The organism is Microbacterium sp. 1154 (assembly GCF_031455375.1).
GTDB lineage: Bacteria > Actinomycetota > Actinomycetes > Actinomycetales > Microbacteriaceae > Microbacterium.
Window position 1 is genome coordinate 1,234,045 of record NZ_JAVDSN010000001.1, and the last position, 25,764, is coordinate 1,259,808.

General features: G+C 67.0%; 26 protein-coding genes. 15 read left to right on the forward strand and 11 right to left on the reverse strand.

Going from position 1 to position 25,764, the window contains the following annotated elements:
• The first annotated feature begins 14 nt into the window (after positions 1-14).
• Complete coding sequence (locus tag J2X55_RS05755) at positions 15-1,490, forward strand: FAD-dependent oxidoreductase (RefSeq protein ID WP_309822323.1); 1,476 nt, start codon at positions 15-17, stop codon at positions 1,488-1,490.
• Positions 1,491-1,630: 140 nt separating this feature from the next.
• On the opposite strand, the gene J2X55_RS05760 is transcribed toward J2X55_RS05755, so the two are convergent.
• The 6 genes from J2X55_RS05760 to J2X55_RS05785 form a co-directional block, all read right to left on the reverse strand.
• Positions 1,631-2,263 (reverse strand): LysE family translocator, encoded by a 633-nt coding sequence (locus tag J2X55_RS05760; protein WP_115915818.1) that lies wholly within the window; start codon positions 2,261-2,263, stop codon positions 1,631-1,633.
• Between the two features lie 586 nt (positions 2,264-2,849).
• A complete protein-coding gene (locus J2X55_RS05765) occupies positions 2,850-4,415 on the reverse strand; it encodes an FAD-dependent oxidoreductase (RefSeq protein ID WP_309822325.1) in 1,566 nt (521 codons plus the stop codon).
• Positions 4,408-6,606 (reverse strand): molybdopterin oxidoreductase family protein, encoded by a 2,199-nt coding sequence (locus J2X55_RS05770; RefSeq protein WP_309822326.1) that lies wholly within the window; start codon positions 6,604-6,606, stop codon positions 4,408-4,410. The genes J2X55_RS05765 and J2X55_RS05770 overlap by 8 nt, the downstream gene beginning before the upstream one ends.
• A 4-nt stretch (positions 6,607-6,610) precedes the next feature.
• The gene (locus J2X55_RS05775) at positions 6,611-8,020 is read right to left on the reverse strand and encodes an MFS transporter (RefSeq protein WP_309822327.1); all 1,410 of its coding nucleotides are present in this window, start codon (positions 8,018-8,020) and stop codon (positions 6,611-6,613) included.
• A 411-nt stretch (positions 8,021-8,431) separates the two neighbouring features.
• Complete coding sequence (locus J2X55_RS05780) at positions 8,432-9,607, reverse strand: MFS transporter (protein ID WP_309822328.1); 1,176 nt, start codon at positions 9,605-9,607, stop codon at positions 8,432-8,434.
• Between the two features lie 418 nt (positions 9,608-10,025).
• Positions 10,026-10,514 (reverse strand): MarR family winged helix-turn-helix transcriptional regulator, encoded by a 489-nt coding sequence (locus tag J2X55_RS05785; protein WP_181906344.1) that lies wholly within the window; start codon positions 10,512-10,514, stop codon positions 10,026-10,028.
• A 108-nt stretch (positions 10,515-10,622) separates the two neighbouring features.
• On the opposite strand from J2X55_RS05785, the gene J2X55_RS05790 reads away from it, so the two are divergent.
• From J2X55_RS05790 to J2X55_RS05840, 12 genes are all read left to right on the forward strand, one after another.
• A complete protein-coding gene (locus J2X55_RS05790) occupies positions 10,623-12,278 on the forward strand; it encodes a DHA2 family efflux MFS transporter permease subunit (protein ID WP_307314858.1) in 1,656 nt (551 codons plus the stop codon).
• Positions 12,275-13,474 carry an FAD-dependent monooxygenase gene (locus J2X55_RS05795; protein ID WP_309822329.1) on the forward strand — a complete coding sequence of 400 codons (1,200 nt, stop codon included), beginning with the start codon at positions 12,275-12,277 and terminating at the stop codon, positions 13,472-13,474. The genes J2X55_RS05790 and J2X55_RS05795 overlap by 4 nt, the downstream gene beginning before the upstream one ends.
• Positions 13,475-13,644: 170 nt before the next feature.
• Positions 13,645-14,073: a MarR family transcriptional regulator gene (locus J2X55_RS05800; protein WP_115915805.1), complete on the forward strand. Its 429-nt coding sequence runs from the start codon at positions 13,645-13,647 to the stop codon at positions 14,071-14,073.
• Positions 14,074-14,209: 136 nt separating this feature from the next.
• A complete protein-coding gene (locus J2X55_RS05805) occupies positions 14,210-15,658 on the forward strand; it encodes an RNA polymerase sigma factor (RefSeq protein ID WP_309822331.1) in 1,449 nt (482 codons plus the stop codon).
• 145 nt (positions 15,659-15,803) lie between these two features.
• On the forward strand, positions 15,804-16,427 hold the full coding sequence (locus J2X55_RS05810) for a hypothetical protein (RefSeq protein WP_309822332.1): 624 nt from the start codon (positions 15,804-15,806) through the stop codon (positions 16,425-16,427).
• A gap of 221 nt (positions 16,428-16,648) precedes the next feature.
• Positions 16,649-17,215 carry a hypothetical protein gene (locus J2X55_RS05815; protein WP_115915802.1) on the forward strand — a complete coding sequence of 189 codons (567 nt, stop codon included), beginning with the start codon at positions 16,649-16,651 and terminating at the stop codon, positions 17,213-17,215.
• Positions 17,212-17,811 carry a hypothetical protein gene (locus J2X55_RS05820; RefSeq protein WP_147302338.1) on the forward strand — a complete coding sequence of 200 codons (600 nt, stop codon included), beginning with the start codon at positions 17,212-17,214 and terminating at the stop codon, positions 17,809-17,811. The genes J2X55_RS05815 and J2X55_RS05820 overlap by 4 nt, the downstream gene beginning before the upstream one ends.
• Before the next feature lie 101 nt (positions 17,812-17,912).
• On the forward strand, positions 17,913-18,389 hold the full coding sequence (locus J2X55_RS05825) for a hypothetical protein (protein WP_309822334.1): 477 nt from the start codon (positions 17,913-17,915) through the stop codon (positions 18,387-18,389).
• Positions 18,386-19,654: a hypothetical protein gene (locus tag J2X55_RS05830; protein WP_309822336.1), complete on the forward strand. Its 1,269-nt coding sequence runs from the start codon at positions 18,386-18,388 to the stop codon at positions 19,652-19,654. The genes J2X55_RS05825 and J2X55_RS05830 overlap by 4 nt, the downstream gene beginning before the upstream one ends.
• Before the next feature lie 44 nt (positions 19,655-19,698).
• Entirely contained in the window at positions 19,699-20,316 is a 618-nt protein-coding gene (locus J2X55_RS05835) for a hypothetical protein (protein WP_309822337.1), read from the forward strand.
• Positions 20,294-20,881 carry a signal peptidase I gene (locus J2X55_RS17370; RefSeq protein ID WP_396653244.1) on the forward strand — a complete coding sequence of 196 codons (588 nt, stop codon included), beginning with the start codon at positions 20,294-20,296 and terminating at the stop codon, positions 20,879-20,881. Before J2X55_RS05835 ends, J2X55_RS17370 begins: the two co-directional genes overlap by 23 nt.
• Positions 20,882-21,277: 396 nt before the next feature.
• On the forward strand, positions 21,278-21,535 hold the full coding sequence (locus J2X55_RS05840) for a nuclease (RefSeq protein WP_309822339.1): 258 nt from the start codon (positions 21,278-21,280) through the stop codon (positions 21,533-21,535).
• 47 nt (positions 21,536-21,582) lie between these two features.
• On the opposite strand, the gene J2X55_RS05845 is transcribed toward J2X55_RS05840, so the two are convergent.
• Positions 21,583-21,984: an aldehyde dehydrogenase gene (locus J2X55_RS05845; protein ID WP_246077929.1), complete on the reverse strand. Its 402-nt coding sequence runs from the start codon at positions 21,982-21,984 to the stop codon at positions 21,583-21,585.
• Between the two features lie 239 nt (positions 21,985-22,223).
• Positions 22,224-23,474 carry a multidrug effflux MFS transporter gene (locus J2X55_RS05850; protein WP_309822341.1) on the reverse strand — a complete coding sequence of 417 codons (1,251 nt, stop codon included), beginning with the start codon at positions 23,472-23,474 and terminating at the stop codon, positions 22,224-22,226.
• Positions 23,475-23,519: 45 nt separating this feature from the next.
• Between J2X55_RS05850 and J2X55_RS05855 the strand changes: the two genes are divergently transcribed.
• Positions 23,520-23,984 (forward strand): MarR family winged helix-turn-helix transcriptional regulator, encoded by a 465-nt coding sequence (locus J2X55_RS05855; RefSeq protein ID WP_309822343.1) that lies wholly within the window; start codon positions 23,520-23,522, stop codon positions 23,982-23,984.
• Between the two features lie 90 nt (positions 23,985-24,074).
• The gene (locus J2X55_RS05860; protein WP_103206641.1) at positions 24,075-24,437 is read left to right on the forward strand and encodes a VOC family protein; all 363 of its coding nucleotides are present in this window, start codon (positions 24,075-24,077) and stop codon (positions 24,435-24,437) included.
• 42 nt (positions 24,438-24,479) lie between these two features.
• On the opposite strand, the gene J2X55_RS05865 is transcribed toward J2X55_RS05860, so the two are convergent.
• The 3 genes from J2X55_RS05865 to J2X55_RS05875 are packed head-to-tail and all read right to left on the reverse strand — an operon-like array spanning position 24,480 to position 25,735.
• Positions 24,480-25,082, reverse strand: coding sequence for a hypothetical protein (locus J2X55_RS05865; protein WP_309822344.1), 603 nt, complete (start codon positions 25,080-25,082; stop codon positions 24,480-24,482).
• 57 nt (positions 25,083-25,139) lie between these two features.
• Entirely contained in the window at positions 25,140-25,382 is a 243-nt protein-coding gene (locus J2X55_RS05870; RefSeq protein WP_309822345.1) for a DUF1653 domain-containing protein, read from the reverse strand.
• Complete coding sequence (locus J2X55_RS05875; RefSeq protein ID WP_309822346.1) at positions 25,379-25,735, reverse strand: hypothetical protein; 357 nt, start codon at positions 25,733-25,735, stop codon at positions 25,379-25,381. The genes J2X55_RS05870 and J2X55_RS05875 overlap by 4 nt, the downstream gene beginning before the upstream one ends.
• Between the last annotated feature and the right edge of the window lie 29 nt (positions 25,736-25,764).

The following is a 25,764-nucleotide window of genomic DNA, read 5'->3' on the forward strand; positions in this document are numbered from 1 at the left end:
GATGGGATGAACGCATGACCTCCTCCCTGTGGCACCGTGACCAGACGCCCGTCGACGGGACGCCGTTCGAACCCGACGCCCGCCACGACGTGGTCATCGTCGGTGCCGGGATCACCGGCCTGTCGACCGCGGTGATGCTCGCCGAGGCGGGAGTCGATGTCGCGATCGTCGACGCGGGCCCCGTGGGGCAGGGGGCTACCGGGGCGTCGGTGGGTATGGCATCCCTTCTGCAGGGGACGACCCTCGCGGCGCTGCGCGCACACCACCCGGCCGGACTCGTGAAGGCGTATGTCGAGTCGAACCGCGCGGGGCAGGAGTGGCTCGCCGAGCGCGCGGGAGCCGCCGCCGACCGCCGGACCGCCTTCACCTTCGGTCGGGGACTCTCCACCGACCCGGCGCTCGACGCCGTTCGCGACGCCGCGCGCCAGGCGGGGCTGCCGATCCGTGAAGACGCCCCCGGCGATCTCGGCGGACGCACCCCCGTGCGCGCCCTCGCCCTCGACGACCAGCTCGCCCTGGACCCGGTCGCCCTTTCGCGCTCTCTCGCCGAGGCAGCACTCGCGGCCGGGGCGACGCTGCACACGGGCGTCCGCGCGACCGACGTCCGCGCTCTTCCCTCCGGTCGCGTCGACACCGACCACGGCACGATCTTCGGCGACACCGTCGTGCTCGCCACCGGCACGCCCATCACGCGCCGCGGCCTGTACGACCTCAAGACCCGCGCGCTGCGGTCGTGGGCGATCGCGTTCGAGATGGAGGGGGATGCCGAGGCTCCCGGCGGCATGTGGAGCGAGGTCGGCACCGACGGGCGCAGCGTCGTCGCCGCACCGTCTTCGTTCGGGCGCGGGGTGCTGCTGGTGACCGGGGCACGGCATCCGGTCGGCTCCGCTCCCTCGGAGGTCGCGCTCGCCGAGGGACTCGCCGCCTGGGCCCGCCGCACCCTGCCGGTGGGCGCGGAGATAGCCCGCTGGTCGGGACAGGACTACCAGTCGCACAACCTCGTGCCCTTCGTCGGAGGGATGCCGAGGGGCCTCGGCCGCCTCCGCTTCGCCACCGGCTACGCCGGGTGGGGTCTGACCAACGCCCCGGCCGCCGCGATGCGGTTGAGCGACGAGATCCGCGGGGTGTCGCGCAGCGAGCGCCCGCAGTGGATGCGCACGATCGGCACGCGCATGACGGTTCCCGCCGATCTCGGCCGCGGCATCGGCGAAGCGGCACGTCGGGTGGGCGTGGCAGCGGAAGCGTTCGCCGCGGCGGCGCCCGCGCCGGTCAAGCGGCCCGCCGAGGGCGCCGGGCTGGTGTCGCGGCAGGGACTGCGGACCGCGGCGGTGTCGACGATCGAGGGAGAGACGCGCGCGGTGGTCGCCCCGGCTCCGCTGACGTGGAACGACGCGGAACGCTCCTGGGACAGCCCCGTCGACGGTTCGCGCTACGCCCCGGACGGGACGCGGCTCGAGGGCGCGGCATCCGCGGATCTGGGCGTGGGCTGAGGTCGCACGGGGCTCGGCTCGGCCGCGCCGAGACGCCATCTCGCTGACAAATCGGTTGCAGGCTGACGCGGAGTTGTCAGCCAGTTGCCGTCTCGACGGCCGCCATGTGGACGACCGCCCGAGTCAGCTCTTCGGGCCGGTCAGCTCTTCGCCCCCGACAGTGCGAGCGCGCCGCCGAGACCGATCATCATGACCCCGCCGGTTCCCGACAGGGTCGAGATGCGCTTCGGCGACCGGGCGAACCACTCGCGGGCGGTGCCGGCGGCCAGGGCCCACACGCTGTCGCAGGTGAGCGCCATTATCTGGAACGTCAGTCCGAGAACGAGCAGCTGCAGCCACACCGCCCCCGCGTGCGGGTCGACGAACTGCGGCAGCACCGCGACGAAGAACGCGATCGTCTTCGGGTTGGTCAAACCCACGACGAAGCCCTGACGCAGCAGGGTCCACGACGAAGAGGGCCCGCGCGTCGCCCCGGCGACGTGAGCGTGGCGGTGACGGATGGCCTGAATGCCGAGCCACACGAGGTAGATGGCCCCGACGATCTTCAGGACCGTGAACGCGACGATCGACGACGCGACGATCGCGCCGACGCCGAAGGCCACCGCGAGCACCGCCGGCACCGTGCCGAGCGCGTTGCCGACGACGCTCAGCACGCCCGCGCGGCGGCCGAGCGCGATCGAACGCCCGATCACGAAGAGCACGCTCGGACCCGGGATGACGATGATGATGACCGACGCGGCGACGAACGCCAGCAGGTTCTCGATCGGAGGCATGCGTGAACTGTACTGCTCGCGCGTTTCGCGTCTGTTGCGGGTGCGTGCGTGCGGGCACGGGGCCGACGGGGGCGGCGCGTCGGCTGCGAGCGCCGCGCGTAACTCGTGACTCTCGCGCGCGGGAGGGGCGGGCGGCGGCTCCTCGCGCGGTGGCGGGCCGGGGCGTGGCGGGTTTTTCAGGAGTTCGGTACGTCGCGGCCCGCCCATCGCGTTCTGGGCTCCGGATGGATTGCGGGCGGCGCGTCGGCTGCGAGCGCCGCGCGTAACTCGTGACTCTCGCGCGCGGAAGGGGCGGGCGGCGGCTCCTGGCGCAGTGGTGGGCCGGGGCGTGGCGGGTTTCTCAGGAGTTCGGTACGCCGCGGCCCGCCCATCGCGTGCCGGACTCCGGATGAATTGCGGGCGGCGCGTCGGCTGCGAGCGCCGTGCGTAACTCCTGACTCTCGCGCGGGGGAAGGGCGGGCGGCGGCTCCCGGCGCGGTGGCGGGCCGGGGCGCGGTGGGTTTTTCAGGAGTTCGGTACGTCGCGGCCCGCCCATCCTGCGCCGGTACGCCCCGGACGGCCCTGGACCGGCACGCCCCGGGTGGCCCTACGCCGGAACGCCCTCCCGGGCCAGCAGCTCGGTGATCCGGCCGACGCATCCGCCGCAGCCGGTGCCGGCGCGGGTCGCGGCCTTCACGCACGCGACCGTGGATTCGCCCGCCGCTGCGGCCTCGCGGATGGCCCCGGCGCTGACGCCGTTGCACCAGCAGACGGTGGCGTCCGAGGCGAAGGGGTCGGTGACCACCGCCATGCCCACGTCGGGGGCGTCGAGCCGCAGCAGCGACGAGCGGTCGGCGGGCAGCTCCGAGCCGCGCTCGAACAACAGGGTCAGCTCGGCGCCGGTGCGCGGCATCCCCACCGCGACGAACCCGGTCAGCACACCCCCGACGGTGACGAGCTTGACGTAGGCGCCGCGCGCCGGGTCGGCCCAAAGCGTGACCTGGGGGCCGTGGCATCCGGGTGCGTGCGAGAAGGGGTCGGCGTCGACCGCGCCCCCGGCGACCACGTCGATCCCCTCGGCTTTGAGCATGACGACGCCGGGGCGCTCGACCGGCGCGGGCACGTCGACCCCCGACAACAGCAGTGCCGCGAGCCGGTCGGCCTGTCGCCAGCCGGGGCCGATGAGTCCGCTCGGCCCGCCCGGCACGCGCCCGTCGGGGCCGGTGTCGGCGGGGTCGGCGACGTGCGCGCAGTCGCCGATCGCGAAGACGTTCGGGTCGGTCCACGAGCGCGACGATCCGTCGACGAGCACGCCGGCCGAGGTGGCGAGACCCGCGAGCGAGGCGATTTCCGTCCGTGCCCCGACCCCGCACGACAGCACGAGCAGGTCACCGGCGAGCACTTTGCCGTCGGCGCAGACGAGCCCGTCGAACCAGGCCTGACCGTGGTCGTCGTAGCGCTGCACGATGCTTTCGGCGCGCGCGTGGTGCATCATCTCGATGCCCACGGCGCTCGCCGCGGCGGCGAGCACGCGTCCGCCGTTCTCATCGAGCGTCCGGTTCATCGGCGCGGCGGAGTGATACGCCACGACCACCTCGGCGCCTGACTCGGCGGCGGCGAGGGCGAGTTCCATGCCGAGCACTCCCGCGCCGAGCACGACGATGCGCTGACCCGCCGAGACCGCTGCGCGCACGTGCTCGGCGTCGGCGAGATCGCGCAGGGCCACGACGCCCCGCGGCAATGCCGCCGCACCGTGGTCGAGTTCAGATGGCAGCGCCGGCCGCGTGGACCGATGCCGCTGCGCCCGCTCGAGTCCCGCGAGCGTCGGCACGTTCGCCCGCGCGCCGGTGGCGAGCACGAGTCGGTCGTAGGGGATCCGGATGCCATCGTGCAGACGCACCACCCGAAGGTCGCGGTCGACGCCGACCACCGTCATCCCGAGCACGAACCGGACCCCTGCCTCTTCGGCGACGCGACGGTCGCCCATGTCGAGGCCGTCGCGTTCCATGCGCCCGACGGCATATTCAGCGAGCAGCACGCGGTTGTAGACGTCGTGCTCCTCCGCGCCGATGACCGTGAGGTCGATGCGCCCGTCTCTCACGGCGGGGAGGAGTCCCTCGACCAGCCGTGCTCCCACGGGCCCGTAGCCCACCAGCACCACCCGCTCAGACATGGGTCTCCTCCTCCGTGCTCGACGACGGCGTGCGTCGCGACGGACCCCCCGCGACCCCGACGAGCGCGGGAGCCACACCCGGGTGCTCCGCCACGACGACCGGCGAAGCCGCGATGTGATGAGCCGTCGGGGTCGTGGCATCCGGGATCGCCTTCACTTGAACCCGCGTGCGCTTGAACTCGGGCATGGCCGAGGTCGGGTCGACGATCGCCTCGGTCAGCCGGTTGGCGCACTCGTCGCCCGCGTAGTGGAACGGGAGAAAGACGGTGTCGTGCCGGATGTCGGTGGTCACCGTCGCCCGTGCCCGGACCTCGCCCCGCTCGTTCGACACCGAAACGAGCGCATCCTCGCGGATGCCGAGACGAGAAGCCGTCGCCGGGTGGATCTCCAGCCGTGCCTCCGGTCGGGCACCGTTGAGCTCGGCGACCCGACGGGTCTGCGTGCCCGACTGGTACTGCTGCAGGTAGCGGCCCGTCGTGAGGGTCAGGTCGCCGCCGCGGTCGGTGGGCGTCGGGGGAGTGGCATCCACCGGCACGAGACGCGCGCGGCCGTCGGCGTGGGCGAAGCGCTCGGTGAACGGACGCGGCGTGCTCTCGGAGCGGTACGGCCAGTAGGCCTCGATGCCCGTGTCGAGCAGGGCGTGCGAGAGTCCGGAGTAGTCGGCGACGCCGCCCTCCGACGCGCGGGCAAGCTCGTCGAACACCCCGGCCGGGTCGATCGACCAGGTGGATGCCGCGCCCAGGCGCCGCGCGAGCTCCGACAGGATCCACAGCTCGCTGCGGGCCCCCTCGGGGCCGGGCAGGGCCTGACGACGGCGGATGACCCGGCCCTCGAGCGAGGTCATCGTGCCCTCCTCCTCGGCCCACTGCAGCACGGGGAGCACGATGTCGGCGAGCTCCGCGGTCTCGCTGAGGAAGAAGTCGCACACGATGAGGGTGTCGAGGGCCTGGAGCCGCTCCCGCAGCGCGTCGACGTCGGGCGCCGAGACGACGACGTTCGAGCCCGCGACCAGGAGCGTCTTCACCGGCCCGCCGAGTTCGCCGAGCAGGGCGGTGGCGGGGATGCCGGCATCCGGGATCTCCTCCGGTTCGATGCCCCACACCCCGGCGACGTGCCGGCGCGCCTCGGGGTCGCGGATGGAGCGGTATCCGGGGAGTTGGTCGGCCTTCTGGCCGTGCTCGCGTCCGCCCTGACCGTTGCCCTGCCCGGTGAGGGTGCCGTAGCCCGAGCCCTCGCGGCCGACGAGTCCGAGCACGAGTGCGAGGTTGATCGCGGCGGTCGCGGTGGCGGTGCCGTCGACGTGCTGTTCGACGCCGCGCCCGGTGAGGATGTACGCGCCGCCCACGGCGAGGCGCCGGGCGGTCTCGCGCAGCTGCGCGACGGGGACGCCGGTGGTCGAGGAGGTGCGCTCGGGCCACCACTGCGCGACCGAGCGCCGCACCGCGTCAAAGCCCGTGGTGCGCTCCTCTCCATAGGCGCGGTCGGCGAGCCCCTCGGCGAAAGCGATATGCGTGAGCCCGAGCAGCAGCGGCAGGTCGGTGCCGGGGGCGGGCTGCAGGTGGGTGCCGGCGCCGTCTTCGGTGAGGCGCGCGGTGGCCGAGCGGCGCGGGTCGACGACGATCAGACCGCCCGCGGCCCGAGCTCCGGCGAGGTGCGCGAGGAACGGCGGCATGGTCGCGGCGACGTTCGAGCCGAGCAGCAGGATGGTCCGAGCGTCGTCGAGGTCGGTGACGGGGAACGGGAGGCCGCGGTCCATTCCGAAGGCCCGATTGGATGCCGCTGCCGCCGACGACATACAGAACCGGCCGTTGTAGTCGATGCGCGAGGTGCCGAGCGCGACGCGGGCGAACTTGCCGAGCTGGTACGCCTTCTCGTTGGTGAGTCCGCCGCCGCCGAAGATGGCGTTGGCGTCGGGGCCGTGAGTGGCCTTGGTCTGCCGGAACGCCGCAGCCACGGCATCCAGGGCTTCATCCCAGGTGGTCTCGGCGAGGGTTCCGTCGGGTTGGCGGACCAGTGGCATCCGGAGTCTGTGGGGGGATGCCAAGAGCTCCGCCGACGTCCAGCCCTTCGCGCAGAGCCCGCCCCGGTTCGTCGGGAAGTCGCGGCCCGTGACCGTAGTCGCGCTGTCGTGCGTGACGGTCATGGCGCACTGCAGCGCGCAGTAGGGGCAGTGGGTGTCGGCGGAGCTCACGGCGTCAGATCCGGGTGCCGGACTTCTTCGACATACGCAGGTACACGCCCGCGGTGACGGCGAGGAAGGCGACATACGCGAGCGCGAACCAGCCGAGGGCGGGGGTGTACGAGCCGAACGTCGTCTTCGAGAAGCCGAGCAGCTGCGGGATGAAGAAGCCGCCGTAGGCGCCGATCGCCGAGATGAGACCGAGGGCCGCGGCCGCCTTGCGCTGGGCGCCGATCCCGCCGTTCGCGCGCAGGGTGAAGATCGTCGGGATCATGCGGTACGTCGAACCGTTGCCCATGCCGGCCGCGGCGAACAGCACCAGGAAGCACAGCAGGAAGACGGCGAAGTTCTGCATCGGCAGGGTGAGGATGACGCCCAGGATGCCGAGACCCATCACCGTGAACGCGCCCATCGTGATGACGGTGCCGCCGAAGCGGTCGGCGAGCTTGCCGCCGTAGGGGCGGGCGAGCGAGCCGACAAGCGCACCCATGAACGCGAGGGTGACGGTGGCGGTGCCGATCGCGAAGCCCTTGAAGTCGGGGAACGTGTCGGCCAGCAGCTTCGGGAAGACCCCGGCGAAGCCGATGAACGAGCCGAACGTGCCGATGTAGAGCACGGCCATGACCCACAGGTGCGGCTCTTTCAGAGCGGCGAGGGATGCCGTGATGTCGGCCTTGGCGCTGGACAGGTTATCCATGCGGAGGTACGCGCCGACCATGGCGACGATGATGAGCGGCACCCAGATGAGACCCGCGAGCGGCAGGTTGAGGGTGGCGGCGGCGCCGACCGTGATGACGATCGGGACGACGAACTGCGCGACCGAGGCGCCGAGGTTGCCGCCGGCGGCGTTGAGTCCGAGGGCGTAGCCCTTCTGCGCGGCCGGGTAGAAGAACGTGATGTTCGCCATCGAGCTGGCGAAGTTGCCGCCGCCGAAGCCGGCGAACGCGGCGATCAGCAGCAGCAGGCCGAACGGGGTCGCGGGGTTGCTGACCGCGATGGCGAGGCCGATGCTCGGGATGAGCAGCAGGCCGGCCGAGACGATCGTCCAGTTGCGGCCGCCGAAGCGCGGAACCATGAACGTGTAGGGGATGCGCAGCGTCGCGCCGACGAGGCTCGGCATGGAGATGAGCCAGAAGATCTCACCCGTCGAGAGCTGGAAGCCCGCGGCCGGCAGTGAGACGACGACGACCGACCACAGCTGCCAGACGACGAACCCCAGGAACTCGGCGAAGATCGACCACCGCAGGTTGCGGGAGGCGATGGCCTTGCCTTCCTTGGCCCACTGCGTGGCGTTCTCGGGGTTCCAGTTGTCGATCCAGCGGCCGGGGCGGTGGACGAGCTGTGCCGCGGCTTCCGCGCTCGCGGCTTCGGCTCGGGTGGTGGGCTGCGCCGGCGTGGCTTCGGGGCGCGGGTCGGTGACGGTCACGGGGTCCTCCGGTGGGCGATGCGGGGGAGGTGCAGCGACCCGCATGGGCGGGACGTGCCGCCAGCGTAGGGAGCGGGCGTTACCCGGGACCGCGTCGGGAGGGGCGGGGAGGTAACGGTTGTCTCACCCGCGGAGGGGGTGGGGGAGAGGGGGAGTTTACGTGGGCGTTACACGAGAGGGGGCGGTGCGATGCGAGGAGTCAGGCAGCGGCGGCTGATATACGACCGACTATCGGTTGCGCCTCACGTTGGCCGATGACTGTTCGGGGGAGTGGTGTCTGGCGGCGCCTCCTCGGCAGGGTGACTCCAATGCGGCTACACGTAAGTAGTGTTCACAGCGACCCTTGGGGGGATTGTCAGACTGCGAGGATGGAGACGAGTGCCCACCCATCGGGCTCGGAGTGTCGAGGAACTATCTGCCTCTCGCTGCCCCTCGCTGCTCATCCCGGTACTCCTTGCCGATGCGATCAATGACCCAGGGAGCTAGTGCCGCGCCGCCAAGGATGACGACAGCGCAGGTGACAAATGCGGGGGCCCACCGGCCGTCGGCGGCGATGGCGCCCACGGCGACCACTCCGACTGCCGCGCCGATTGTGTCCGCGTTCGCCTGCAGGCTCATCCCGCGGGCCACCCGGTCGCCGCTCGCCTCTGAGACAAGGGTCTTCTGCAGCGGATAAAGGAGCGCCAGTGAGGCGGACATGATGATCCAGAGTGCGGCGATGAGGATCACGGGCGGTGAGAGAGCGAGCGTTGCTGTGCTCACAGCGGTCGCGAGAGAAGCTGCAATGTAAGCGGGTTTACGACCCCACCGCTCGACGAGACCGTGAAGGGGGCGCGGGAGTAGGGTCATCGCGATGCCGCCTGGCAGGTAGACCAGAGCGATTTGCCACACCTCGAGACCAGCCGCTTGCAGCTGGAGCAAGAGCGCCAATCCGACACCTGCCTCGGCGGCAGTGACGACGCCCCCAATCGTCATCAGAGGTGCGAGTCGGCGGGCATGTTCACGGATTCCGCCGGCGAGTTCCGTTCGCACGACGAGCGGTTCCTTAGGGGTGAGCAGCAAGCGCGCGCCGGCGGCGGCCGCCGTGACGGCAAGTCCGATGAAGACCGCCGAGTATCCGAACGCCCCGAGAAGGGCCATCGCTGGCCCCCAGAAGATCCACGATCCGAGAGCCTCTGCGGACATGAGCCCCGCGTATGTTCCCGAGTCGTCGGCGAGGTACTCCGCGGCTATCGCGCGCAGCGAGATCCAGAACAGAGGACCTGCAACCCCGCCGAGGAACGCCGCAATGAATGCAAGTGCGGGTGTATCTGTTATTGCGTAGATCACGCAGCTGAGGCTGAGGGCGAAGGCGCCGACCGCGGCAATTCGGGACCGTGCTCGTGTGTCGGCAAGATGTCCGGCGAGGGGTCGAACGAGCACCGACACCACGAGCTCGGCGGCGACCAGCCATCCGATCGCGGGGGCACCGAGCCCGAGCATCGCGCCCGCCCAGAGCGGGACGAGGAAGTCGAGCAGTTCGAGAGGCCCACTCAATAGGGTTGCCGATGTCCGTATCGCACGGCTGCGCACGGCATTCGTCGACATCTCACCACATTAAAGGAGGGCCCCACCTCTATGCCCTGAATAAATCGCGGGGAGGACTCATCCCACTGCCGGAGTCAGGTACGCGGGGCCGAAGCCGGTCGTGTCGTGCGCGGTTGCCGCGCGACGCCAGCGGTCCACATTAGGTGAGCAAAAGTGGTGCCAGTCGGTATCCCTCACGCGATTATCGGTCGACGCGGCAGGAGGTCAGCCCAGTGCAAAACCCAGACATGTCAGTAACCTGACATAACGTCGATTATCAGCAGGGAACCGCTCCGTTTGAGACGAGAATCGATCAATACGTCAGGCTCCGTTTCCTGCGTCTGCTCGGCGAGTGGAGCGCCGCCGTCGGGCCGGATAAGAGTCCTTACGAAACGTCAGATTGCCGGCCTCGTGACTACGACAGGTGGGGCAGCGGGATCTAGCTATCTGGACTTTCCGAGATGTGGTCATCGGTGGCCTGTTGCAACTCGATCAGCAGCGCTGAGAATTCAGCAAGGAACGCAGGAGAGTGCGCGGCGAGAATCGAGTCGAGGCGTCGCCCGAGCGGCTCGAAGAAATCATCCGCGAGTCGTTGCACCTCTGGCGTCGAGTGCAGGTTCACGACCCGGCGATCCGTCTGTATGCGGCTGCGGGTGACGTGGCCGACCGCTTCGAGTCGGTTCAGCAAGGTCGAGGTGGCGCCAAAACTGAGACCGATCTGATCGCTTAGCTTCGCCGGCGAGAGCGGTGTGCCGAGTTCTTCGGCGCTGAGGATTTCGATCATCGCCGTCGCATCGGTGGAGTGCAGCCCGGCGTGAGAGGCGAAGGCCCGAGCGACCCGTGTGTAGGTCTCGCCGTAGGCGCGGAGTGCCTCTGTGACCGGGACGGGAACAGGGTCTAGGTCGCGAGAAGTGTCGTGGTCACCCACGTTGGCCTCCCATCCTGGTGCGCCGTGGTCGGACTTGCAGATTATCACTTCATCAAGCTATTCTGCTATCAAATCATTTGACTATGAAATGATCTAAGGAGATGCACGATGGCTCTGTCCGAGAATGCACGCCGCTGGGTCGGTCTGGTTGCCGTAGCCTTGGGTGTCGCCCTGATCGTCGTCGACACCACAATCGTCAACGTCATCACCCCCTCGGTGATCAACGATCTGAACATCGACTCAAGCCAGGCGCAGTGGATCCAAGAGTCGTATGCGATCGTCTTCGCCGCACTGTTGTTGGTCGTAGGACGTATCTCCGACCTCCGCGGCGCGAAGACCGTCTTCCTTGTCGGCGTCGTCGTCTTCGGCCTCACAAGTCTGCTCGCGGGCCTCGCTCCCACGGGCGAGATCTTGATCCTCGCCCGCTTTCTACAGGGCATCGGAGCCGCTGCGGTATTGCCGACCTCGCTCGCGTTGCTGAATGCGATGTTCACGGGTGCGGCGCGCGGCAAAGCTTTCGCTGTCTGGGGTTCGACGATCGGCGCCGCCACGGCGCTCGGACCCGTGCTCGGCGGCTGGCTGTCCGAGCACGTCTCGTGGCGGTGGGCGTTCGGCCTTAATATCCCGTTGACGATCGTGATTGTCGTCATCGGTGCACTGTTCCTCTCCCAGCCCGCTCGCTCGCGCGGCGGTGTCGACGGTCTCGGCGCCGCCCTCTCTGTCATCGGGCTCGGCCTGCTCGCCTTCGGGGTCGTCGAGGGCCGTGTTTATGGATGGGTCGTCAGTAAGAGCGCGTCCGACCTGTTCGGCTGGCGCTGGGATTCCGGTCTATCGCCCGCCTTTGTCGCACTCGTCGCCGCGGTGCTGGTGCTCGCCCTGTTCGTGTGGCGGCAGGTGCGGCTCAGCCGCTCAGACAGCCGCCACCAGCCGCTCATGGACACGCGGCTGTTCTCGATCGCGTCATTCCGCAACGGCAACATCGCCACCCTCATCATCGGGCTCGGCGAATTCGGCATCATCGCGGTGCTTCCCCTCTGGCTGCAGTTCACCCTCGGCTACTCGCCCCTGCAAGCAGGCCTCGCGCTCGTTCCAATCGCAATCGGTAGCTTCGTTGCCAGCGGCATCAGCTTCCCCTTCTCGAACCGCGTCAGTGCGCTGACCTTCGTGAGACTCGGGCTGATCCTCGAGGTGCTCGGTCTCGCAGGCCTCGGCCTTGTCGCCGCTCTCACCGACGCGTCGTGGCTGCTGATCGCGGTCATTCTCTTCTTCTACGGGGTGGGCGTCGGCTTCGCGACCGCACAGGTCACCAACGTCGTGCTCGCCGACGTGCCCACCGACGGTGGCGGCCAGAGTTCGGGCATCCAGAGCACCTTCCGCCAGCTCGGCTCGGCGCTCGGGATCGCGGCACTCACGACCGTCTTCTTCTCGTCCCTGGGCACTACGCTCCAGGGCAAACTCGAAGCCAGCGGACTGGCCCCTTCCGACGCGAAAGGCTTCGCAGATGCGGTGACCGACAGCGCCGGTGCGGCGATCGAGCCGATCGGTCAAGTTCCGGGCCTCGACTACGTCGCCGACCTGGCACGCCAGTCGATGACGGATGCCGTGGCGTTCGGCGCCTTCCTTGCCGCCGGGTTCCTAGTCGTTGGCGTCATTGCCACCTACCTAATCCCGTCGCGCCCAGCGGGCTCCAACACCTCAAACCATACGGAGCGGACAGCAAGCGAGCCATCCGCGTTTACGACGACTACGACAGGGGTGGCATGATGACCGCGCGCCGACGCATCCTCATCAGCGGCGCAAGCATCGCGGGGCCCGCACTGGCCTATTGGATGAACCGCTCGGGGTGGGAAGTCACTGTCGTCGAGCGGGCACCCGAGCTCCGCACGGGCGGGCAGAACATCGACATCCGCGGCGCCGGCCGCGAGGTCGCGCGCCGCATGGGGGTGGAGGAAGAAATCCGGGCGCGGAACACCCACGAGGTAGGAACACAGTTCATCGGGACGCGCGGACAGGCCGTAGCTAGCTTCCCAGCAGGGCGCGATGACACCGGTGGGGCGACGGCAGAGCTCGAGATTCTCCGCGGCGAACTGTCACGAGTTCTGTTCGACCTCACCAAAGATCACGTCGCCTACCGCTTCGGCACCACGATCCGCTCGCTCGACGAGCGTCGGACTGACATACAGGTCACGTTCGACGACGGAACTGAAGAGCGGTTCGACCTCGTCGTGATCGCCGAGGGAATGCGTTCTCGTACACGTCGGCTAATCTTTCCTGGCACCGATCCGGTTGTCACGAAGAACATGTCAACGGCATACCTGACAATTCCCCGGACGCCCGACGACACCGACTGGTGGCGGTGGTATTCCGCCACCGGTGGGCGGAGCATCACCCTGCGCCCCGACAACCTCGGCACAATCCGCGCCACGCTTTCCTATCCGACCCGTGGCGACGAGGGTGCTGCCACAGACGACGACCCGAGTCGTGTGCGCGCCGCGCTGCGCGAGCGATTCGCCGATGCCGGGTGGCAGGCTCCTCGCGTGCTGCGCGAGATGGCGCACGCAGATGAGCTGTATCTCGATCGGGTCGGTCAGGTGCACCTCGACACATGGCACCACGGTAGGGTCGCGCTTGTCGGCGACGCCGCCTACTGCGCGTCTCCACTCAGCGGCATGGGTACGACCCTCTCGCTCGTAGGTGCCTACGTCCTAGCCGGTGAACTCGGGCGCAGCATAGATATTGAGACAGCTTTACAGCGCTATGAAGAAATCCTCCGCCCGTTCGTCACGTGCGCACAAGATCTCCCACCAGGGACCCCGCGACTTGCGAACCCCCGTTCTCTCGCCGGAAGAGCAGTCTTTCATGGCGTGATGCGAGCGGCAGCGTCACGCGTCGGGCGGCGTCTGACCGCGGGGCTGTTTCGTCCCCCCGCCGACGCGTTCAAGCTGCCCGACTACGAGTGATCAGTGTGCCAGCCCCGCTAGACCACGGTTCGATACTGATGTGACCTCAAAGCCCACCTTGGATATCGACCCGTTGCGACGACACGGAGCTGTCGATCAGCAAGGCGGGTCGACAGAACACAGCCTTCGTAGCCACCTGGGACCGGTCCCACGGCGCGTAGAATTTATTGATGCCCGACCATATTCTCGGCGCGCTGCGCTCGAGCCCGACGCTGGCGCTTTTGAGCCTCGGACGGGAGTGGAAACGCCGATTTGCGTCCGATCTGACGCCCCTCGAGCTGACACCCCGTCAATTTGCCGTTCTGTGCGATCTGTGGGAGTCGCCAGGCCTGTCCATAAGCGACGTCGGGCGGTCACACGGCGTGTCCGTCCAAAGTGCACATTCCATCGTTGCAGGCCTTAAGCAACGCGGCTTGGTGGTCGCCGAACCGCACCGTCCGGGAGCGTCAGCGAACCTCTTGCTCACTGAGGGAGGGTTGGCCCTGCTCCGGCAGGCAGCCGCTGTGGCGCAGCAGCTCGATGCGCAATTCACGCAGCTCCATCCCTCCATGTCACCCGCTTTGTTTCGCGCCGTTCAGGTTGAGGAAGATTTGCGTTAGCGCAGGGGGGTTCAGGTAGGTTGAGGGTGACGCCATACCTTCAGTCAACCTGAGGAGAAAGACGTGCGGTACGAACGTGCTCATTCGCTGCTCCAGCGGGGCGCCGTGTTCCCCCGTGGTTCCGTAGGCGCATGCCATGGTTGACAGTCGCACTGAACTTTCCAACTGGCTCACCCAGACCTACGTCACGCTCTCTGACGAAATTCGGCGAAATCTGCGGCGCAATGGTGCCTCGCGCTCGGACGCTGACGACGTCACGTCGGCTGCATTTGCGCTTTTTCTTTCGTTCGACGAAGAGCGGCTTTCTCAGATTGAGAATAGGCGCGCCTACTTGCACGCGATGGCGCGGAACCTGCACGCTCAGGCGCTTGCGGAGCAGCGGCGGACATTGACCGTTTCCGACGACGAACTCGATGTCCCGGTCGATTCCGCTGAGCTGTTGCGGGTGGAGGACGGTCAGTTGCGTCAAACTGCTGCGAGAGCGTTTGCTGCGCTGAGTTCCATGCAGCAGCGGTACCTCTTCGCCGCAACTGTTAAGGGATCCTCTGCGCGCGAGATTGCCGAGGCGGAGGGGATCTCGGTTACGAATGCCACGACTCTGCTTTCTCGCGCCAGGAGAGACCTGCGCGTGGCGTATGTCGCGGAACTCCTCTCGGCTACACCGCCGTCATGCGGGTTTGATGTTCCCGCTCTTGCCCGGGTGATCATGGGCACCGCTGGAGCTCGGGCGCGCCGTGCCTATGACGCGCACGTCATCAACTGCCCTTCATGCCCCCCGCTGGTGAGCACAATCCGCCAAGACCTGGGCCGCGGTGGTGCGACACTCGTACTCGCCATCGTGCTGGGGGGCATCGGAACAGGCCTAACCATCGTCGGAGACGCCCCCTCGGCAAACGCGCAATCGAAAACTTCTCCGCGGCGCCTGCTGGCCACATTGGCGGGTCTTCTTACGGCGGTCGCCCTTGGCGCGGTTGCCCTCTCCGGTGTCCCCGAACCCGCGCCCCGTCCCGAACCCGTTCCCATGACGCCGGGAGCGTCGGCACCACCAACGGGGACGCTTGCTGCTCAAGCACCCTCGGCGATCCCCCTCCCCGCACCGGGTGAGACGATCCAATGGGCGGCCGAGGTGACATCGGCGTCTGAGGGGACCCGCTACCTCTTCGCGAGCACCTGGATGCAGGACGTGTCGTCCGCCGACAGCGCTCCACCCTCACTGGCACTGACCATGCGATGGGGCGCCGGACAGGTAACCCTTCCTCACGTCGAAACACGCCGATCAGGAATCACATATCTCGGGCCGATCAACCCGGGCGAGACGTTGGCAATTCATCACGACGTCACTCGTGGTGTCACGGACACAGATCAGCACGCAAATGTGACACTCGGGACAATTTTCTGGGTGGCGGACACAGCACCCTCCGGGATCGCAGTCGGGGACACGACGGATCGACCGGATGAGCTCGCGGCGACCGGAACGGACGGCGCCGTGCTTGCTTTGACAGCGCTCGGTGGCGCGGTGGCGCTGTTGGCCGGTTCACGCCTCACACGTTCCGCGCCCGTGTTGCGCAAACCGCCCTGCGAGTAATCGGGCCATCGGAAAAATTTTTCCTCAAACGGTGTGACAAAGCTGCTGTCGGCAGCACACACAGATGGCACCCGGAGCGGGAACTCGACGCTCACGGGCCTCATTCATCACGCGCGCTTCGGCGTGCCAAAAGTAGGGAAACCGCATGAACACCACACAGCTTTCGCGCGGCAAGAAGCGCGCCGTCCTCGCCGTCGGAACGCTCCTCGCAGCCGGCGCGCTGACGACCGCCGCAGCGTTCACCGACTTCGCCAACCTGAACCTGGGCAACGGCACCAACGATTCCGGCGTGGGCGGCAACAACCGCTTCAACATCCAGGTCGTCGGCACCGACGCGAACGGCAACCCCGTCCCCGGGACCTGGCAGGAAGCAAACACCGCAGAAGGTGTCAACATCAACGTCCCCGGTGCTGACCTGCTCACGCCCGGCGACACTGTCTCTGTCGACATCCCCTTCCGTAACGAGTCGCCCGCACTGAGCGCCGATATGGCCTTCAGCCTGCAGGACCGCCCTGGTCGCACCTCCGGCGCGGAGATTGCTACTGCACTGCGCTACACGGTTTCGCTGAATGGAACTGCCCTGGTGACGAACGTCACCCAGGCCGCCGTCGACAACCTCGACCTCGGCGTCTACGCCACCGGCACCACGGGCACTCTGAACGTTTCGATCTCCCTTCCCGACCAGGGCAGCGAAGCCGCAAACAACGCCCTCCAGGGTCAGGTCTCCTACGTCCAGGCCCACTTCGACGGTACTTCCGTCAAGCCGTAACCACAGACCGCGGTGCCCGGCCCACGGCTCTGGGCCGGGCACCGCACCAACGAGGGGCCGTCCGCACCTACGAGGTAACACCACCACGGCGCTCTCCCCCGAACTCGTGGGAATCAACCACCTCGCCCGGGCGACCCCTCCTCTCAACGGCTCAGAAGGCGCAAATGAAGACACGTATGACAGGCCAAATGAGGCTAGTTCTAAGCCTCGGAGCACTGGGCATGGCAGGCCTCACGGTCACGGCCGCGGCCCTCAGCGACAGCGCAACCGTTCTGGTGCAGATGGACAGCTCTCAGAACCGTTTCGACCTCGACGTGGCAGGAAACTACTCAAGTGAAGCCTCGACGTGGGAGCCCACGGCAGACTCCTGGCAGCAGGGAAACCCCGACGCCTACCGTCTGCTTATCGGGCCCGGCCAAACCAACGTGATGTCCCCGGGGTCAAGCATCTCTGGGCGGATCGCGGTGAGGAACAACTCGCCACGGCTCGCAGGCCTCATCGAACTCAGCATCCTCGATCCTCAGGCTCGCGGCGACGTCACTGACCCTCAGACGGGCAACTTCCAGGAGCTGTTCGAGCAACTCATTTTCACAGTCAAGGACGGGGACACGGTCATCTTTGACCACGTCCCCGCAACCCAGCTTTCTCCTTTCGCGTGGAACGCAGCCCTTCCAGCAGGAGGCATCCGCGTGCTCGACGTCCGTATCGAAATGTCACCCGATGCAGACAACCGGTGGCAAATGGCCTCCACGGACGTTCAATTCAACTTCTCCGGGGTGACACCATGACCAGAATCCCCACCACCCGGAGCGGCCGGCGTCGAGTGATCCTCAGTCTCGGAATCCTTTGCGCACTCGGCGTCGCCGCCACATCCGCGGCCTTCACCGACCACGCAACCCTGAACTTCGGAACGGGGACACCCGGTTCCGGTGTCGGAAACCCCGACCGCTTCGACATTGCCGTCAAAGATGCCTCAGGAACCCTGCAAGACGCCGCTACTCCAACCGCGGCCGTAGTCCTGCCCCTCACCACCGGAACCGCACTTTCCGAAAGCTCGCCCGTACGTCTCGACGTGCGCTTTGAGAACCGCAATCCCGGTGTCCCCGGTGACCTTCTCCTTCAGGTGTTCGACCCCGACGACACCGGGGAAGGCGATCTGTTCCACAACCTGCGGTTCACCATGTACATCAACGGATCGAGCACTCCCGCCGTTACCGGAGCCACGGCGGACCAACTAAATGCTGCTGCCGTCACCGCCCCAAACGTCGCTCCTGGTGACGGCGTCGACGTCAGGTACGACATCCTCATCGCTCCCGGAACAGGCGTGGCTTCCCTGGGGAAGACCACGCAAATCGGCGCTAGCGCGAAGGGAACAAGCCGATGAGATTCCCGAAAGCAGCCGCATTCGCACTCGCCCTTATCGTGGTTCTCACGCCAGTCGGCGCCGCGGCCGCCGCAGGGCGGCTGATCGAAGCGGATCCCAGCGTGATCGCCCTCGACACACCCGGCCCCGGACAATCCCGGGCATGGGAAATGTCAGTCAGAAGCATGACCGACCAAACCGTGCCGCTCACCCTGTCTGTGACAGGAGAATCGGCGCAACTATTCGACGGCCCAACGCCACTGCAACTAGACCTGAAAGACCCCCGCAACGGAACGGTGGTGTTCTCCGGCCCCGTCGCCAACGTGCTCGGTTCTAGTATCACTCTCCCAAACCTTGCGGGGAGGAGCAGCTACGCGCTTGAAGGCTCGGTGACTCTGCCGGCATCCGCAGACAATCGCTACCAGAACGCGAGCGGCAACCTCATACTCACCTTCCATGCGGAAAGCGCCACCGCCGCGCCCTCACAGCTTGCGATCACCGGCAGCAACCTCGCTACTGGCCTTCTTCTCCTCCTTGGAGTCCCCCTGGTGCTTTGCGGTGCAATCATTCTGATTGCCCGCAGAAAGAGAAACCAATGACCTCTTCTCTGCGAATGAAATCACGTCTCACGGCGGCGACAGTAGGCGTACTGGGAGCCGCAGCCATCGTTGCCAGCGTCGGCGTCACAACCTCCGCATATGTGGACTCCACCTACGCCCGCACCGACTCGTTGTCTGTCCAGGCCGTCGCACCATTCCAGCCGGGCCTCGCCCGAAACTCACGTATGGTCGACACCGGAATCGCGCTCGGTAATAACGGAAACGTCTACGTGTGGGGGCTCACAGGCCTCGCCATCAACGGTGGAGCAGGGAACCCCGGAGGTCAGCGCGCTCCTCAACAGGTTCCGCTGCCCGGCGGCCAGATCAAGCAGATCGCCTCTGGCATTTACAACGCGAACGCTCTCGCTGCAGATGGCACGGTTTACGGTTGGGGCCTTTATCCACAGCGGGATGGCACCGACGCGACAAAGCCAAACGACAACCCCCGCCAAATACGTATCGGCACCGCATGGACGGGGACCGGTCCAGTACTCGATCAGATCTTGTCAATCTCTTCCACAGAAAACGCTGGCGCCGGCATTCGCGCAGACGGATCCATCTGGAATTGGGGTGAACCTGTGGGGTACGGGGGGAACTCAGGCCCCGGGGCATCCAAAGTCGCCGGTCTTCCGGACCCTTCGGTAGCCGGACATCGGCCGGTCTACCTCAAAGGTGCGTACACGAACTTTTTCACCATCCTCGAGAACGGCGATGTGTACTACTGGGGTGGCGCTGGCTCCAACAGCCTCCCCCCCGGCACGGCTCAGTCCACGAACGCTGCCCTCGTTACCGCGCTGTCCCCGTGGATGAAGAAGAACGTCGCATCCGGCGCCCCGTACATCACGGCGGTCGACGGTGGCATCGGGATGGGAGCAGCGACCTTGTCAAACGGGAATGTGCTCAGCTGGGGCAGTAACGCCTCGCGAACTGGACGCGGCCTGCCGACCAGCCCCGCAATAATCCCGAGTTTGTCGAACATTTCGTCCATGCAGTTCGGCTACACCGGCGCAACTTTCATCACTCCGGACGGGACGTTATGGGGATACGGCGCCAGTGACGATTACGGACAATTACCCGTCCTCCCTGTTGTCGTGGACACCAACGTCTCACAATTCGCCGCAGGTCAGGGGTACTACCTGTGGCAACGCCAGAACGGAACCTATTGGGGTCGCGGGTACAACCCTCAAGGGGCTATCGGCCTGCCCGTTGGAACCCAAACAGCCAATCGACAGATCAGCTGGGACCTGTCGTTCGCATCGAGATGAGATCCATGAAAAAGTTTTCGACCCCTCGGCGCTACGGTCCTGGCGTGCTCATCGCCGCTGGTGCCCTCACGCTTGGCTTGGGAGTCACAGCGGCAGGCGTGACAATGGCCTCCTACAACGACTTCGCCAACCTGAACCTCGGCGCCGCCGGGATTGGCTATCAGGGACGTTTCGACATCGGCGTGGTTCTGCCCTCGGGGAGAGTGGAGCAGGCCGACAACGCGTCAGGCTACGACTGGGTCGTGCCCGAGGCTGAAACGCTCGTTCCCGGCCGGTCCGTGACAACGATCATCCCCGTGTTCAACAACACCGAATCGTTGGGGGCAGACACTACTTTTCAGGTCGTCCTTCGCAACACGGACGGCTCTGTCTCGCCAAGCATTCCCAATATCACCTCGCACCTTCGGTTCACCGCAGCTGTGGACGGAGACGTCGTCTTCGAAAATGTTCCATGGACAGCTGCTCGAGGCCAAGTCGGGGTTCTTTCTGCACGGCAACAAGCTCCCCTCGCCGAAGGCGACAACTACGTCGCCGCCCGGCCAGAATCGGCTCGCGACCTCACCCTTACAATCACCTACGTCGACGGACCTGGAACTGAGGCGCTCAATGGTGGCCAATCAGCCTTGGCGGTGAAGTTCAATGCAGCATCGGTCAAGCCCTAGCTCCGCGGCCAAGGTCGAGACCAGGCGGAGCAGGAGAGCTTCGTCGGCCGATAAATGGCTCAGGGCATATGCGTTGTTGCGGTCCGGGTTTCTCACCGCAGCGGCTGTTCTCGGCGCCGGTTGCATCGTCGCGTTCGCGGTTGCGCTCATCTTGGGTATTCGACCCGTCGTCGTTATATCCGGGTCGATGCAACCGGAGCTCCCCGTTGGGTCCGCCGTGTTCGTCAGGCCCGTGCCCGCAAGCGACGTCTCCGTAGGGGACATCGTCACGGTAGAACGACCCCGGAACCTGGGCCTGGTAACGCACCGGGTCGTGAACGTTCAATCCGCAGCAAGCGGTACAACACTTGAACTCAAAGGCGACGCGAACGCTCAGCCCGACCCCGAGCCATACACGGTTACGACAGCCGGACTGTACGTCGCCCACGTGCCGGAGCTTGGTTACATCACCCTCTTCTTTCAGTCGCCGCAGGGCCTTTTGGCTGGCGTCGGGACCGTCGCAGTGTTGGTCTCCATCTTCTTCCTGGATCCGGGACGCCTCGGCACTCTGCGAAAAGCGCCCTAGTCCCCCTGGGCGGCGCTAGCCCCATCCCGGGCGTAGGCGCAGAGAACACTTGAAATTTCCACGATCAGGTCGTGCGCGCCTATGCCGGACGGCTTGAGGCATTAAGGCCAGTTGCGGAGCTACCGGTTCGCGTCTAGTTGGCTCGGAGGGCGACCTGGGTCGGCAATACGTCGTACCCATCCGCGTCTCTGACATAACTGTCTACTATCGGTTCGGCCGTTCCCGACCCGCCGCCATTGTAAGCGGGTTACCGCTCGAGCTGGCCGGTTGTTGCTGGTCGACCCCGCAAATGGCGGCACAAGCTTGCCTGATTACGCCCCACTACGCCCGAGATCGCCCGCCCCCACGGCATCCCGTAGCTTCATCTCACCAACCCCTTCGAAGGCAGGTGAAGCCATGTCCCGCACGATCTCGTCGACAGTCCATCCGATCCAGCGCTGCATGGCAGCCTCGAACCCCTCCGCGTGGTGGGATGGTCTCGTCATCGAGACCGACGGATCGACCGCGACGCTCGCGCTCCTGAACGGCGCGACGGTTCAGCTGCGGATCGTGGGACCTGCGGTCGACATCGCGGTGGGGGAGCCGGTGGCGTTCCACCCGGTCGCCGAGCTGCTCAGCGCGTCGGTGATTCTCACGACCGCGCGCACCGCGTAGCCGAGCGGCCGCCGACGACACGTCAGCGGCCGCGCGAAGAAGAGAACTCAGGCGGTCATCGAGGCCATCATCGCCTCGCACTTCATGACCATGTCGTCGCAGGCCATGGCGCAGTAGCGGCACATCTCGTCCATGTCGCCGTGCGCACGGCACTCGGCAGCGCATGCCTTGCCCATGGTCATGCAGGCGGTCATCATGGCGCTCATCACGTCCATGTTCATGCCGGCGGGACGCATCATCATGTGCATCGTCGCCTGCGCCATCTCGACCATGTTCGAGCACATGGCGCAGCACGTGGCCATCTCGGCGCCGTGCATCATGTCGCTGCCGGCGCACATCGCCGCGGCCATCGCACACGCGTTGAGCGACTGCATGCATTCCTGCATGGCATCCATGTCCATGGTCATCTCGCCCATGTCCATCGACTTCATCATGTCCATCGTGTCCATCTGGATCTCCCGTGCTCTCGTCGGTTCGGAGGAACCGGAGGCCGCGGAGGGACTCCGGCGTAACCGAATGCTACGCCCGCGGCCCGGGCGATCGACAGGCCTCGGAGCAGGTTGATCAGGTCGTCGTCTCGTTGTATCGGGATCACCGCCGCTGGCCCTCCGGAGGCTGACCGTCGGCTACTTCGTGGCCGGAGCTCGAAGCGCTACCCGGGGCTCTGCTGCTGTCGTCACCGCATCCGTCAAGACGCCGAGGTGCCCGCGCTCGAGCGCCGCGTGACAGCGAGGGCTACGGCCGCAATCGCGGCGGCGACGACCATGACGACGGCCAGCGGTGCGGCGGTGCCCTCTCCGCCCAGGCTCACCAGCGGCGAGACCAGCGCGGCGAGACCGAACTGCAGTGCTCCGAGCACGGCCGAGGCGCTCCCGGCGATCTGCGGGACGGCGCTGAGCGCCAGGGCGGTGGCGTTACCGAAAACGAGACCCAGCGACCCGACGGCCGTGAACAGCGGCACCGTGAGCCAGAAAGCCGGCGCGCCGAACAGGACGAGCAGGGCGAAGGCGACGGCAGACGCGGTCACCAGCGCGATCCCGAGGGTCAAGACGCTCTCGACCGAACGGGTGGCGGTGAGCTTGGGCGACAGGGCGCTCACGACCACCAGCGCCAGCGCATTCAGGCCGAAGAGCAGGCCGTAGGCAACCGTGTCGAGTCCGAGCATGTTCTGGTACAGGAACGGCGACGCCGAGATGTACGCCATCATCACCGCGAAGCCGAAGGCGAACACAGCCGTAAAACCGATGAAGGTTCGCGACCGCAGTGCGCGAAGGGGAGACCCGGATGCCACCCGCTCGGCGCGCAGCATGTCACGGCGGGCGCGCAGATGCGTCTCGCGCACCACGGCGAGCACGGCGACGAGCATGGACACCGATAGTCCCAGAACGATCGCCAGCAGGCCGCGCCACCCGATCGGTCCGACGAGCAGGCCCCCGAGGAGCGGTGCCACGACCGGGGCGACACCGCCCACGATCATCATGAGCGAGAAGGCGCGCGCGGCGGCCTTGCCGGTCGACAGGTCGGAGATGACCGCGCGACCGATGACCATTCCCGCTGCCCCACCGAGGCCCTGGAACAGACGCGCGGCGACGAGGACGGCGACGTTGGGCGCGAATACCGCGACGGCGCTCGCGAGCACGCAGAGGGCGGCGCCGACGACGAGGGGCGGGACGCGGCCGAAGCGGTCGGAGAGCGGGCCGAAGACGAGCTGCCCGGCGGTCACGCCGATGAGGAACGCCGTCAGTGTGAGTTGCACGGTCGTGGCCGAAGTCGCCAGCTCGACGGTCATCTGCGGGAATGCCGGCAGGTAGAGGTCGGTGGCGAAAGGGGCGACGGCGCTCAGGAGCCCGAGCACCAGCAGAAGCGGCGTCGTGATGCCCTTTGGGCGAGGGGAAGAGGGCGCAGCCGGAGTGCGGAGGGAACCGGTGTCGATCGTCATAGTTATGAAAGCATAACTGAATGCCACGGCTGTTACAGTCGAGCCGTGCCCCTCTCGGTGTCTGACGTTGATCTCGCCGAGCTCGCTGACGTCGTCATGCGCGTCGCGCGCGAGATCGATCCGAAGGGGCCTCAGGCGCCCGACATCGTGCCGCTCACCGGCACGGAAGCCCTCGTCATGAGATGGGTGCACCACAATCCCGGCGCCTCACCGAGCGCCGTCGCCAGAGCGACGGCGTTGCAGCGCAGCAACTGCAGCGTCGCGCTGCGCTCGCTGGTCGCGAAGGGCTTGATCGAGCGTCAGACCGCCCCGGATGACGCCCGAGTGACGCGTCTGCATCCCACCGCTCTTGCGGATGAGAGCGTGCAGAAGCTTCATGCGTACTGGGCAGGCCGCCTGCGGAGGGCGCTCGACGGCGATGAAGCCGGAGTACAGGCGGCGGCGGCCCTGCTCGCCCGCGTAGAAGAGGAACTGCGCCACGGTGGCGACGCTCCGCCGATGTCAAGCTGAGGTCGCGTTGCGACATAGCTTCGGGGGAGTTGATCACGTGGTGCAGCGGGCGGGGCGCGAAGAAGTCGTTCTGCCGCGAACATTGTTGGAATGAAGGTCCGTTTCGCGCGTCACACCGACCATCTCGACGACATCGTTCGGTTCTACCGCGACGGGGTCGGGCTCCCCGTGCTGGGCGGCTTCGAGGATCATGCGGGATACGACGGGGTGTTCCTCGATCTCCCCGGAAGTGGCGCGCATCTGGAGTTCACCACGGGCGGCGGTCACTCGGCGCCGATGCCGGATCCCGAGTCGGTGCTCGTTCTGTACTTCGACGACGACGAGGAACGCCAGAGCATCGCGGCTCGCCTTGCCGGGCGAGAGGTTTCGCCCTCGAACCCCTATTGGCGGACGCACGCTCTGGCGTTCGCCGACCCCGACGGGTTCCAGGTGCTCCTCGTGTTGGAGCGGTGAGGACGGCGTCGACTAAGCCTTGGGTCTGTAAAAGCCCTCGTCCTAGCGTGCCCGGATGCCGACCGACTTCAGCTCCAGCCCGGCGAGGCGCTGCATGACGACGGGGTCGCCTCGGCGCCAGGCGCTCACCGCGTCGGGATCGACTTTCGCGAGAACGCCGACCTTCTGATGCGTGAGTGCCCGCAGGGCGAGGAGGTCTGTGGTGAGGCCTGAACGCACGAGATTCCGTGTGCGCGTCGCGCGCGAGATGAAGCGCAGGCGCGGGACGAGCCAGACGAGCAGAACGATCAGGATCGGTAGGGCCGCGACACCCACACCGAGGGCGATCGCCGCCTGCCGGACAAGGTCTTGCTGTGTCTGGCCGACGGCCGCGAGGGTGTCGCCCGCGGAGCTCGCCGTGGTGAACGGACTGCTGATCCCCTCGCCGATGAACGGCACTCCTCCGAGGCGGGTGCCGGCGTCGGCCATAGACGTGCGGAAGTCCACGCCGGTCGCCTGGATCTGGCGGCCCAACTGCGCGAGCTGGTCGACGGCGGAGAAGACGGTGACCCCGGCGGTGATGCTCAGCGCGATGAGCACGAGCGCGATGATGTCGACGGTCACCTGACGCGCGCGCTGCACAGCGAAGTCGGAATACAGTTTCACGCCGTCACTCTCGCACGGGAGTGGTTCAGTCGAGGGAGCCTTGTATGGAGGCTCGGATCAGCTCGACGGCCCGACGCGCCGGAACCGCGGGCCCGAGTAGCCGTCGCGTTCCACGTTCTCGGTGAACATCTTGATCGGGCGCACCCAATAGAAGCGATCGCCGTAGAGCGTGCGGTAGGAGACGAAGACCTCTTCGGTCTCGGAATGGCGCGCGGTTCCGAAGACCTCGTACCGCTGGCCTTTGAAGTGCTCGTAGATGCCGGGTTCGATATCGACCGGCTCGCTGCCGTCGGTCGTCACGAGAGCTCGGCAAAAGCCGTGCTGACCGTGCCGTCGGTGCGCGACTGCAGGTACTCGCAGAGCTTGCCGGTCGTGAAGAGTTCCTCACCGAGAGCGATGAGGTGCCTGCCCGAGAGCGGGAACTCGCCGGAGCGTTCGGAGAGGGATGCCGTCCACTTCCGCTCGCAATCGACGTTCAGCGAGATCGACGCGGGCCCGTGGTTGAGGTGGATCGCGACCATGCCGGATTCGAGGTGCTCGGGGTCGTCCTGACGGAGGACGTGCACGGTGGCGTGCGCGACACGGTCGTGCTTCTCGTACTCCGTGACCCACTCGAAGATCTCGGTGTAGGTCGGGCGAGCGGTGCAGGTCATGTAACGAGACTATGCGCACTGAACGCTGG